Raw genomic sequence first — 12,837 nt, 5'->3', positions numbered from 1 at the left:
CTTGAATTCATGCTTCGTATTAATCTTTTAATTGTTTACTTTTTTATTTTTTCTGCATTAATAGCGAATGCTCAACTTGCCCATGATACTCCCGAATCTGTTGGGTTAAATTCAAAGTTTATTCAACCCAAAATAGACTCAATAATTACTGCTGGAATTAAACAAGAAGCTTTCCCTGGCGCTCAACTTTTGGTTGCCAAGAAAGGAAAAATCATATTTCACAAGGCTTATGGTTATCATACTTATGATAGTATTCAAAAAGTTGCACTAGACGATATTTATGATTTGGCCTCGGTTACTAAAATAACTGGTCCACTGCCAGCTTTAATGAAACTTTATGAAGAAGGCAAATTAGATTTGGATAAACCTTTTAGTACTTACTGGAAGTCTTGGAAACATAGAAAAGACAAAAAAGATATTACGCTACGTGAATTATTGGCTCATCAATCGGGTTTGCAATCCTATATTGTTTTTCTAAATGAAGTAACTAAAAACGGAAAGGTAAAAAAACGATTTATCAGATATAAAAAATCGAAACGATTTTCTAAACTAGTTTACACCAATATTTATGCAAATAATCGTTTCAAAAATGTAATGTTTAGAAAAATTAAAAAATCTGAAGTAAACTCAAAAAAAGTTTATCTGTATTCAGGAATGGCATCATTAATTTATCCACAATTAATTGAAGATATTACTCGCACGCCTTATCAAACTTACCTAGAGAAAAACTTTTATGAACCATTAGGGTGTAAAACTTTAGCTTATCTACCTTCTGAAAGAGATTTTAAAAATCGTATCGTTCCAACAGAAATTGACACTATTTTCAGAAAAGAACTAACCACTGCTTACGTTCATGATGAAAATGCAGCTTTATTAGGTGGAGTTTCAGGAAATGCTGGATTGTTCGGTAGTGCATTAGACTTGGCTATTATTATGCAAATGTATTTGCAAAAAGGTGAATACAACGGAAAACAATATTTAAAACCTTCTACCGTAAATGAGTTTACTCGAATTCAATATCCTGAAAATAATAACCGAAGAGGTTTAGGTTTTGACAAACCATTGATTGGTAACGATACCTTAAGCATTGATAAAGCTTATCCTGCGCCAGAAGTGAGTCCTAAAAGTTTTGGTCATTCAGGTTTTACTGGAACATTTGTCTGGGCAGATCCTAAAACTGAATTAGTTTTTGTGTTTTTATCCAATCGTGTTTACCCTTCTAGAACCCATAGAAATATTTATGATTTAAATATTCGCCCAGCCTTACAAGAAGTTTTTTATTTGGCAGAATAACTAAAAATTGTGTGAAATTGATTTTGTAAATTAGCCTAAACTAATTACTATTTAATGGGTACATTAATTCTTTGGGCAACCGTTTCTATTTTCTTTTCTTTTTTATGTTCAATCCTAGAAGCTGTTTTGTTAAGTGTCACACCAACATTTATCAATGTTAAAAAGCAGGAGGGCAAAGATTATGCTTTAACATTGGAAAACTTAAAAAAGGATGTCGATCATCCTCTTATCGCAATACTTACTCTTAATACTATTGCACATACATTAGGTGCCATGATGGTTGGTATAGAAGCCGAAAAATTACCTTACAAAGTTGAAATATTTGGAATAAACACAGTTGGTATTGTTTCTGCAATTATGACCTTGCTTATTTTGATTGCTTCAGAGATAATTCCAAAAACCATTGGTGCGACCTACTGGAAATCATTGGCTAGATTTACCGCTACCGCTTTAAAAATTTTAATATTCCCATTAAAATGGACAGGTATTTTATGGGTATTACGCTTAACAACCAAACTCATTGGTGGCAAAGGTCATGGAAGTATTTTAAGTCGTGAAGGGTTTTTGGTTATGGCAGATATCGCTCATGAAGAAGGTGTTTTTCATGAGAGTGAAAGCAAGGTCATCAAAAATTTATTAACTTTTAAAGACGTTATGGCTAAAAACATCATGACACCTAGAACCGTTATGAAAACCGAAGATGAGAATACAACAGTTGAAGAATTTTTTAATAAAAATTTAAATCTTCGTTTTTCACGAATTCCTGTTTTTGTTGACGCAGAAGATAATATAAAAGGACTTGTTTTAAAGGATGATGTTTTTAAGGAAATGGCATTAGATAATGGTGCTAAAAAACTATCTGAATTAAAACGTGAAATTATAATTGTCAATAGAAATTTATCCATTCCTATTTTGTTTGAAAAACTCGTTGAAAGTAGAAATCACATGGCTTTAGTGGTAGATGAATATGGTTCAGTTAGTGGATTGGTAACTATGGAAGATGTAATTGAAACCCTGTTGGGGCTAGAAATTATGGACGAAAGTGATAATGTTTCAGACCTACAATTACAAGCACGTAGAAACTGGGAAGCTCGCGCTAAAAAATTGGGAATTTTAGAAGACACAACACCAGAAGAATAATGGAAACATGTATCATTTCATCGCCTTTGGGCTTCACAAAAATTGTTGGTGATATTGATGGCATTTCTACGATTACTGTGCTTAATTCTGAAGAAAAAATTACAGATGTTATTCCTTTAGAATTAGAAGATTGTGTTTTTCAATTACGAGAATACTTTGATGGTAAACGCAAAGGATTTAATTTAAAATTAAACCCTAGCGGGACAGATTTTCAGAGAACAGTTTGGGATGCATTACTTAATATTCCTTATGGTAAAACAATATCATACCTTGATCTTTCCAAACAGCTTGGTGATGTAAAAGCCATTCGTGCTGTTGCTAGCGCCAATGGTAAGAACCCACTTTGGATTGTTGTACCATGCCATAGAGTAATAGGAAGTGATGGAAATTTAACTGGTTATGCTGGTGGCTTGCATAGAAAACAATGGTTGTTAGAGCACGAAAGCCCTTATAAACAGCAATCGCTTTTTTAGTTATAGTTACTCGTTTAAAACTCATTTGCGCAAAATATTTCCTATATTTAATCGATTAAAATCACCTAAATGAAACTATTCAAATTCCTCTTATCTTTTATCTTAACTGTTGGTGTTTTTTATATTCTGGATACAAAAATTGGGTCTGCTCCTCCAATTGGAAAATTTTTAAGCCCTTCACAAGGTGTTTGGCAAAATGAGAGTGATGAATCTATTGATGGAAAGATTCAAATTGAAGGATTGAAAGACGAGGTAATTGTACATTATGATGAGCAATTAATTCCTCATGTTTTTGCTCAAAACGATGCAGATTTATATAGAGCACAAGGCTATATAACGGCAAAACACCGATTATGGCAAATGGAATTCCAAACGCATGCATCAGCTGGACGCTTATCAGAAATTATTGGTGAGAAAGCATTAAATTATGATAGAGCCCAACGTAGAAAGGGAATGGGTTATGGCGCCGAGGTTTTACTAAAAAAATGGAACCAAAATACAAATGTAAAAAATCTATTAAGTGCATATACAAATGGCGTTAATAATTACATTAATTCATTAAATCAAAGTGAACTGCCTTTAGAGTATAAACTATTAGACTATAAACCAGAACCTTGGACTTTAAAAAAATCTGCATTATTACTTATGTATATGACTGATATGCTTTGCGGAGGTGAAACAGATTTTGAATATACCAATGCCTTAAGAGAATTTGGCAAAGATAGATTTGATATGCTTTATCCTGATTTTTACGATTTTGATGAGCCTGTAATCCCAACGGATACAGACTGGAGTTTTATTGATGTTGAAATGACTAAAACGCCACAAAGTGAGTTACCATTAGATTCAATCACTTCGGTATTGGAAAAACCAAATCCACATAATGGAAGTAACAATTGGGCAGTAGGTCCAAGTAAATCCTATTCGGGTAATCCAATTTTAGCAAATGATCCGCATTTAGGACTAAACTTACCATCTATTTGGTATGTGATGCAGTTAGCAACACCAGAACACAACTCTATGGGAGCAACCTTGCCTGGAGCTCTAGGAATTATCTCTGGATTTAACAATCATATTTCATGGGGAGAAACCAATGCTACTAGAGATGTGAAAGATTGGTATAAAATTGAATTTAAAGATAAAAGTAGAAAACAGTACAAACATGATAATAATTGGAAAAACACCTCTGTAAGAGTTGAAAAAATAAAAATTAAAGACAAAGAGACCTATATTGATTCTGTGATTTACACACATCATGGTCCCGTAAGTTATGACCAAGCTTTTAAAGGGAATGGTAAAAAAGAAGGATATGCTATGAAGTGGATTGGACACATGGCTAAAGCGAATTCTTATATTTTTTTAGATTTAAATAAAGGAAAAAATTATGATGATTATTTAAATGCTATTAAAAATTGGGTAGCTCCAGCACAGAATTTTGTCTTTGCGTCAACAACTGGTGATATTGCACTATGGATTCAAGGGCAGTTTCCTAATAAATGGAGAGGTCAAGGCAAGTTTTTATTGGATGGTAGTAATCCAGATCATGACTGGCAAAGTTTTATTCCTCAAAAGTTTAATGCGCATACTAAAAATCCAGAGCGTGGTTTCGTGAGTTCATCAAATCAGCATCCAACAGATTCATTATATCCATTTTATGTGTTCAACGATGGTTACGACGCTTATCGCAATAGAGTTATAAATGATTTCTTTAGGTCTAAAGAAAAATTCAATATTAAAGATTTTAAAGATTTACAGAACACAAATTTTAATAAGAAAGCTTCAGAATTATTGCCATATATGTTTGATAATATGGATGTTTCTACACTTTCTGATGAAGAAAACGAAATTTTAAGTAGCATTAAAACTTGGGACTTTAATAGTGATATTGATAAAGTAGCTCCAAGCATTTGGGATTCTTGGTGGAACAATTTATATGACTTGATTTGGGACGAATTTGAAACTAAAGATGTTGTATTAGAAAAACCCTTTACCTACCAAGCCATTTCGATGTTGAAAAACTACCCAAATGATGAGTTCATGGATATTCTCAAAACTCCAGAAAAAGAAACTTCTCATGATTTATTTCTGATTGCGTTTAAGAAAACTGCAAAAGAATTGATTGATTGGAAATCTGAAAATGGAGATTATAATTGGCAAGCCTATAAAGGCACATATGTTGGCCATTTACTACAAGCAATACCAGCTTTTTCAAGGTTCGATTTACCCATTGGTGGTGATAAAAATACAGTAAATGCCGCCGCAAAAAATTGGGGGCCTTCTTGGCGAATGATTGTTGAAATGACAACACCTCCAACAGCTTTAGGTATTTACCCAGGTGGACAATCTGGAAACCCTGGTAGCAAATATTATGATAATTTTATAGACGATTGGGCAGTTGGTAACTATCATAGTTTAAACTTCTTACAAAATGAAAGTCAAACAGATAATGTAATAGCTACCCAAACTTTAACACCAAAACAATGAGCAAAAATATCATCAATTTTATAGGGACTATTATTATCGCGGCTATATTATCTCAATTTTTTCCTTGGTGGACAATCATGGTAGCGAGTTTTGCAACAGGTTTATTTATTAACTTAAAAAAGGCCGCTGTGTTTTTTGTGCCGTTTTTAGCAATTCTCATTTTCTGGATTGTTTATTCATACATCTTAAGCAGTAGTAACGATTTTATACTAGCAAAAAAAATTGCGGTATTATTTCCACTTAATGGAAATGTTACGCTTTTGATGCTTTTTACTGGTATAATTGGTGGAATAGCAGGAGGTATTGCAGGTGTATTTGGGAAACAATGTTCTGTGCTATTAGCAACTAAAAATTAATTTGAAAGTAAAATGATCTCTAAATTAAATCTCGAAAACATTTTATTTCTGGATATAGAAACGGTTCCAGAAGTACAGCATTTTTCTGATTTAAATAAGACTAAACAAGAGCTTTGGGAATTAAAATCACAATACCAAAGAAAAGATGAATTTACTGCCGAAGAGTTTTATGAACGTGCTGGTATTTGGGCTGAATTCGGAAAAATTATTTGTATTTCAGTTGGATATTTTACCTTTCAAGGTGATACGAGACAATTTAGAACAACCTCTTTTTATGGTGAAGAAATTAAAATTCTGAAAGATTTTAAAAGCTTATTAATTTCTCATTTTAGTCAAGCCAAACATCTACTTTGCGCTCACAATGGTAAAGAATTTGACTTTCCGTATATTGCCAGACGCATGATAATTCATAATATAGAATTGCCATACAAACTAAATCTATTTGGCAAAAAACCTTGGGAAGTACCTCATCTAGACACACTTGAATTATGGAAGTTTGGCGATTACAAAAACTATACTTCTCTTAAACTTCTAACTAATGTTTTAGGAATTCCTTCACCAAAAGACGATATTGAAGGTAGTGATGTATATCGTGTTTATTACGCTGAAAATGATATTGATAAAATAATTCAATATTGTGAGAAAGATACTATTGCTGTAGCGCAGATATTTCTGCGTTTACGTAACGATGAGCTATTAAGCGATGAAGAAATACTTCATGTTTAAATGGAAGAACAATCTATTTTACAAGTCAAAAATTTAAGTATTTCGTTTGGAGAAAATGAAGTGATAAAAGATATTTCCTATGTCTTAAACAAAAATGAGATTCTGGGCATTGTTGGAGAGTCTGGCAGCGGTAAATCTGTTTCATCATTAGCTATATTAGGACTGTTGCCAAAAAATATTTCAAAAATTACTGATGGAGAAATTCTTTTTGAAAATCTTGATTTAACAACTTTAACTCCTAAAGCTTTTGAAAAAATTAGAGGTAGGAAAATCGCTATGATTTTTCAAGAACCCATGAGCTCTTTAAATCCATCTATGACTTGTGGTAAGCAAGTTCAGGAAATTTTATTAAAGCATACCAGACTTACAAAATTAGAATCGAAAAAGGAGGTTGTAGAACTTTTTAAAAACGTAAAACTTCCTATTCCTGAAAGAATTTATGATGCTTATCCTCATGAAATTTCTGGAGGTCAAAAACAACGTGTCATGATTGCCATGGCAATAGCATGTAATCCTGATATTTTAATTGCAGACGAGCCAACAACTGCCCTAGATGTTACGGTCCAAAAAGATATTGTCACATTACTGAAAGAACTGCAGGAAAGAAATAATATGAGTGTTATTTTTATAACACACGACCTTGCCTTAATTTCTGAAATTGCAGACCGCGTTTTGGTTATGTACCAAGGAAAAATAGTTGAGCAAAATACAGTTAAGAACATATTCAAATTTCCAGAACATATTTATACAAGAGCTCTCATAAATTCTCGACCTTCTCTGAAACATAGATTAAAAAAATTACCTACAATTCAAGATTATATGGAAGGAAGCTTTACTGAAGAAATTGTGACTGTCGAAGCCAGAAAAAAACAGCATAAAAATTTATATTCTAAAGCTCCTCTTTTAAAAGTCATTAATTTAGAAAAAGAATACATTTCAAAATCTGGTTGGTTTTCAAAGCCTAAAACCTTTAAAGCAGTAAATGATGTGAGTTTCAAGCTATATGAAGGAGAGACCCTTGGTCTTGTTGGAGAGTCTGGCTGTGGGAAATCTACATTAGGAAATGCTATTCTGCAACTTGATAAAGCAACTTCTGGTTCTATATTTTATAGAGGAAAAGATATCACCAAAATTTCAAAAAATGACCTTTTGGCATTAAGAAAAGATATTCAGATAATTTTTCAAGATCCTTATTCTTCACTTAATCCCAGAATTTCTATTGGAAATGCCATTATGGAGCCTATGAAAGTGCATAACCTTTACAAATCTAACTCTGAAAGAAAAACAAAAGTATTAGATATTTTAAAAAATGTTGGGCTAGATGAGAGTTATTTTAATCGATATCCACACGAATTTTCTGGAGGGCAAAGACAACGTATAGGTATTGCCAGAACTATAGTTTTACAGCCTAAACTCATAATTTGCGATGAATCTGTATCTGCTCTGGATATTTCTGTTCAAGCTCAAGTTCTTAATTTACTAAATACATTAAAAGAGACATATAATTTTACCTACATCTTTATTTCACACGATCTTGCAGTTGTAAAATATATGTCAGACCAATTATTGGTAATGAATAATGGTAAAATTGAAGAGTTAGATGAAGCTGATAAAATTTACTGTAACCCTCAAAAAGACTATACTAAAAAATTAATTGATGCTATCCCAAAAGGGTTATAGCATCAATAGTTTCTTGGTCAAATAAGCAATACTTCTTAAAAACTTTTTGGTGTTTTCAAAGCTTGCTATAGTTCTTTCAGATTTGTAAGTAGGTTCAGGTAGATTTGAGGCAAAATTCATAAGTTAAATTTATGGTAGATTTGGGGAATCTTTTATAATATTTAATTTATTTGGGTGATGTAAATATGTGATAAATTTTTCAATTATCAGTTTAAAAGTATATTTATTCGATAAAATGCATGTTTTTTTAACATTTGATAATAACTTAAGTTTGAACATTAAAATTTTTCAAATAGATATTTCACAGTATCTAGAACTACAACCTTTCAAATTAACTATATTTGAAAACCTTAAAAAATAACTTTAAGAATGTCTAATAAAAAACTTTGGGAAGGTGATAATCAATTTAAAACCAATAGCCATTTATACTGCTATCAAAAATGGTTAGAAGAAACCTATAATCTTAAATTTGAAAGCTATCAAAGTATCTGGAAATGGTCTGTAGATCATATAGATTTATTCTGGGAAAGTATCTGGAAATACTTCAAAATCATTTCTCATAGCCCTTACAAAAATGTTCTTATAGACAATGGTATGCCAAATTGTAGTTGGTTTGAAGGCGCCACATTAAACTATTCTGAACATATTTTTAGACATAAAGATGACAATAAAATAGCCGTTTATTTTAAAAACGAATCTGGAAAATATTCAGAAATTACTTGGAAAGAATTAAAAAACAAAGTAGCTTCAATGGCTAACTACTTAAAATCTCTTGGCGTCACAAAAGGTGATCGAGTTGTTGCTTTTTTACCAAACATCCCAGAAGCTACAATATCGTTTTTAGCTGTCAATTCGTTAGGAGCTGTTTGGTCCAGCACATCGCCCGACTTTGGTACAGAAAGTGTCGTCGATAGATTTGCTCAAATTGAACCTAAAGTTTTAATTGCAGTAGATGGCTACCATTATAATGGAAAACCTTATGATAAATCTAAAATTGTAAAAGATATTGTTAAAGCTTTACCTTCTCTAAAAATGGTTATCATTCAGCCTTATTTGAATCCTAATGTTTTAGATAATTTTTCAGATGATTTTGTAAATATCAATTCTGTTTTTGATGTCTCTGAGAATGAACTAACCTTTGAAGCAGTAGATTTTAACCATCCTATTTGGGTATTGTATTCATCTGGTACAACAGGAATACCCAAAGCAATAGTACATTCTCACGGAGGTATTCTATTAGAACATTATAAGTATATGGCGTTCCATAATGATGTACATCCAGACGAACGTTATTTCTGGTTTTCTACGACTGGCTGGATGATGTGGAATTTTGTTCAGTCTGCCTTATTAATGGGAGCCTCAATAGTTTTATATGATGGTAGTCCAACATATCCTAATTTTGATTCTCTTTGGGCTATTTCAGATAAGATTGATATTCATCATTTTGGTACAAGCGCACCTTACTTGGTAGCAAGTATGAAAAAAGGAGTTGATGCTAAATCAAATTTTGATTTAAGTTCGATTCGTTCAATTAGTTCTACTGGAGCGCCTTTACCGTATGAAGCATTTGAGTATGTTTACAACAACATTAAAAAAGATGTCTGGTTATGCTCTATGGCTGGTGGAACAGATGTTTGTACGGCATTTGTTGGTGGAACACCTTTTTATTCAGTTCATGCTGGAGAGATACAATGTAGGGCTCTAGGAGTTGCCCTTTATGCATATGACGACAAGGCAAAACCCGTTTATGATGAATTAGGTGAAATGGTTATTGTCAAACCAATGCCCTCTATGCCCATTTATTTTTGGAACGATAAAGACAATAAACGTTATAAATCAAGTTATTTTGAACATTACTCCGGAATATGGAGACATGGTGACTTTATAAAAATCAATTCTAAAACCAATGGCTTAATTATTTATGGCCGCTCTGATGCAACTTTAAACAGGCACGGCATTAGAATTGGCACTAGTGAAATTTACAGAGCAGTTAATAAAATTGAAGAGGTTGAAGATTCGTTAATTGTGAATTTAGAACTTGACGAAGGAAAACATTATATGCCTTTGTTTGTTAAAATGAAAAATAATTTGACTTTAACAGAAGACATCAAGGGCAAAATAATATTTCAATTAAAAAGAGAATATACCCCAAGACATGTTCCTGATGAAATACTAGAAGTAAATGACATTCCATATACAATTAGTGGGAAAAAAATGGAAGCACCGATAAAAAAAATTCTATTAAAAATGCCGTTAGAAAGATCTATTAATTTCGACTCTATGCGTAACCCGGAATCAGTAGATTATTTTATTGAGTTTGCGAAATCCATAAAACAATGGATTAAAACCTAAAATTCTAACTCGTCAGGAGTTTCTTGAATTTCACCCTTATTGTCCTCTAACAATTCACCCGATTTAGAGCAATCTACATTAATTGACAGTTCTTTAGGTGCTACAAAGTCTTCTTTAGAAATATTTAAGTCTTCATCCTCATAACAGCTTCTCATATAGATAGCCCAAATTGGTAAAGCCATAGATGCTCCTTGCCCATAAGTGATACTCGCAAAATGTGCAGCTCGCTCTTCAGCCCCAACCCAAACTCCAGTCACCAGATTAGGTACCATACCCATAAACCAACCGTCACTTTGATTTTGTGTAGTTCCAGTTTTTCCAGCGATAGGATTTGTAAACTGATATGGGTATCCTGTAATAATTTCTCTATACTCCGCCCGATACTCATCTGCTCCTTTTGTTCTTAAACGAACACCAGAGCCATATTGTGTAACGCCTTCCAAAAGTTTTACAGTAATATACGCAGCTTCATCACTTAATACATCTCTAGTCTCTGGAGTAAATTGATATAAAATTGCTCCATTTTTATCTTCAATACTCATAACCATCACAGGTTTTGTATATACTCCCTTATTGGCAAAAGCCGAATAAGCTCCTACCATTTCATAAACACTCAAGTCTGTTGTCCCTAACGCAATTGAAGGTACGGGTGGAATTTCAGTGGTAACTCCTAATTTTTCAGCTAAATCAATTACTGGTTGAGGCCCTACTTTATCTATTAACCTTGCTGTGACTGTGTTGACTGAATTTGCAAGTGCATTCTTCAAGGTTCTTACACCTCCATATTCGTCACTTGAGTTTTTAGGGCACCATTCTTCAGGGTTTCCATATTTATATTTTTCAATGCAAAAAGGCGTGTCTGGAAGTTCGTCGCATGGCGAATAATGTAATTGGTCAATAGCAGTTGCATAAACAAAAGGCTTAAATGTAGAGCCTACCTGACGCTTACTGGTCTTTACATGATCATATTGAAAATGTTTATAATTCATTCCGCCAACCCAAGCTTTTACATGACCGGTTTGTGGATCCATAGACATCATACCAGGGTGTAAAAACGATTTGTAATAACGCATTGAATCCCATGGTTTCATAATGGTATCTATTTCTCCTTCCCAAGAGAAAATAGTCATTTCTGTTGGCTTATTGAAAGATGCAATTATTTCATCGTCACTCTTTTTTAAATCATACTTCATTTTCCTCCAACGTTCAGATTGCTTCATTGATCGCTTCATTAGTGTATCAATAGCGCCAACAGTAAGTTCTAAAAATGGAGCTGTAGGATTGCGCTGTGGTGTATTTTGATGAAAAAATTCCGCTTGAAGACGAGGCATGTGTTGTTGCACTGCATCTTCAGCATATTGTTGCATACGTGAATCTATGGTTGTATAAATCTTTAACCCATCACTATATAAGTTATATTTTGTGCCATCTGGTTTGGGATTGTCTTCTATCCATTTTTTGATAAAATCCCTCAAATATTCCCTGAAATATGTCGCAATTCCTTCACGATGGGATTCTGGAGAATAGTTTAAATCTAGTTCTAACTGCTGAACTGAATCTTTAACTTTTTCAGTAATATAATCATACTTTGCCATTTGAGCTAAAACTACATTACGCCTATTTTTGGTAAGTTCTGGGCGAACTCTAGGATTATAAAGTGATGAGTTTTTAAACATGCCTACCAGCATTGAAGCTTCTTTTAAATCTAACTCACTAGGTTCCTTGCCAAAATATATGCGCGCAGCACTTCTAATACCATCAGCATTATTCAGAAAATCATAAATATTAAAATATTGAGCGATAATTTCTTCTTTTGTGTATTGACGTTCCAAACGTATTGCAATAATCCACTCTTTAACTTTTTGAGTAATTCTTCCTAGTGTGTTTTTAGATCCTTCTCCATGAAATAGTTGTTTAGCAAGTTGTTGTGAAATAGTACTAGCGCCACCTCCATTACCAAGTGTAAGAATCGCTCTTAATGTGCCTCTTGTATCAATCCCAGAATGTGAATGATAACGTGCATCCTCAGTTGCAATTAGAGCGTCAACTAAATGTTGAGGTAGTTCATCATAATCAACTGGTGTTCTATTATCATTAAAATAGAATTTCCCTAGTGTTTTAGCATCAGATGAAATTATTTCTGTCGCTAAATTTGTTTTAGGGTTTTCTAAAACTGTGTGATCTGGCATTTCGCCAAAAACTCCCCAAGATGCCAGTAAAAAAATAAGGATAATAAATAAAATACCTGATGAAAACAATATCCAAAACCAACGAATATACTTTTCAAAATAGTTTATGTTTTTTGCTGGGGTTTTCTTTGCCATAATAAAAGC

10 protein-coding genes are annotated in these 12,837 nt (G+C 32.9%); 8 read left to right on the top strand and 2 right to left on the bottom strand.

What is annotated here, in order from left to right; translation table 11 throughout:
* The first annotated feature begins 9 nt into the window (after positions 1–9).
* The 7 genes from AAFP94_RS04115 to AAFP94_RS04085 all read left to right on the top strand — a co-directional run bounded on the left by AAFP94_RS04115 (position 10) and on the right by AAFP94_RS04085 (position 8,152).
* The gene (locus tag AAFP94_RS04115) at positions 10–1,293 is read left to right on the top strand and encodes a serine hydrolase domain-containing protein (protein WP_316660302.1); all 1,284 of its coding nucleotides are present in this window, start codon (positions 10–12) and stop codon (positions 1,291–1,293) included.
* Positions 1,294–1,347: 54 nt separating this feature from the next.
* On the top strand, positions 1,348–2,433 hold the full coding sequence (locus AAFP94_RS04110; protein WP_316660303.1) for a CNNM domain-containing protein: 1,086 nt from the start codon (positions 1,348–1,350) through the stop codon (positions 2,431–2,433).
* Entirely contained in the window at positions 2,433–2,906 is a 474-nt protein-coding gene (locus AAFP94_RS04105) for a methylated-DNA--[protein]-cysteine S-methyltransferase (protein ID WP_316660304.1), read from the top strand. Before AAFP94_RS04110 ends, AAFP94_RS04105 begins: the two co-directional genes overlap by 1 nt.
* A 69-nt stretch (positions 2,907–2,975) precedes the next feature.
* Positions 2,976–5,390, top strand: coding sequence for a penicillin acylase family protein (locus AAFP94_RS04100; RefSeq protein WP_316660306.1), 2,415 nt, complete (start codon positions 2,976–2,978; stop codon positions 5,388–5,390).
* Positions 5,387–5,746, top strand: coding sequence for a hypothetical protein (locus AAFP94_RS04095; RefSeq protein WP_316660308.1), 360 nt, complete (start codon positions 5,387–5,389; stop codon positions 5,744–5,746). Before AAFP94_RS04100 ends, AAFP94_RS04095 begins: the two co-directional genes overlap by 4 nt.
* A 12-nt stretch (positions 5,747–5,758) precedes the next feature.
* Positions 5,759–6,472, top strand: a complete 714-nt coding sequence (locus AAFP94_RS04090) for a 3'-5' exonuclease (protein WP_316660309.1) — start codon at positions 5,759–5,761, stop codon at positions 6,470–6,472.
* On the top strand, positions 6,473–8,152 hold the full coding sequence (locus AAFP94_RS04085; protein WP_316660310.1) for an ABC transporter ATP-binding protein: 1,680 nt from the start codon (positions 6,473–6,475) through the stop codon (positions 8,150–8,152).
* Here the strand turns inward: AAFP94_RS04085 and AAFP94_RS04080 are convergent.
* Positions 8,147–8,272 carry a hypothetical protein gene (locus tag AAFP94_RS04080; protein ID WP_316660311.1) on the bottom strand — a complete coding sequence of 42 codons (126 nt, stop codon included), beginning with the start codon at positions 8,270–8,272 and terminating at the stop codon, positions 8,147–8,149. The two genes, AAFP94_RS04085 and AAFP94_RS04080, sit on opposite strands and share 6 nt — an antisense overlap.
* Positions 8,273–8,521: 249 nt before the next feature.
* Here AAFP94_RS04080 and AAFP94_RS04075 point away from each other — a divergent pair, with 249 nt between their 5' ends.
* Positions 8,522–10,504, top strand: a complete 1,983-nt coding sequence (locus AAFP94_RS04075; protein WP_316660312.1) for an acetoacetate--CoA ligase — start codon at positions 8,522–8,524, stop codon at positions 10,502–10,504.
* On the opposite strand, the gene AAFP94_RS04070 is transcribed toward AAFP94_RS04075, so the two are convergent.
* Complete coding sequence (locus tag AAFP94_RS04070; protein ID WP_316660313.1) at positions 10,501–12,828, bottom strand: penicillin-binding protein 1A; 2,328 nt, start codon at positions 12,826–12,828, stop codon at positions 10,501–10,503. The two genes, AAFP94_RS04075 and AAFP94_RS04070, sit on opposite strands and share 4 nt — an antisense overlap.
* Positions 12,829–12,837: the final 9 nt, after the last annotated feature.

The sequence above is a fragment of the Gilvirhabdus luticola genome, from assembly GCF_040117515.1.
GTDB lineage: Bacteria > Bacteroidota > Bacteroidia > Flavobacteriales > Flavobacteriaceae > Gilvirhabdus > Gilvirhabdus luticola.
This window is presented reverse-complemented; position numbering and strand designations above follow the sequence as displayed.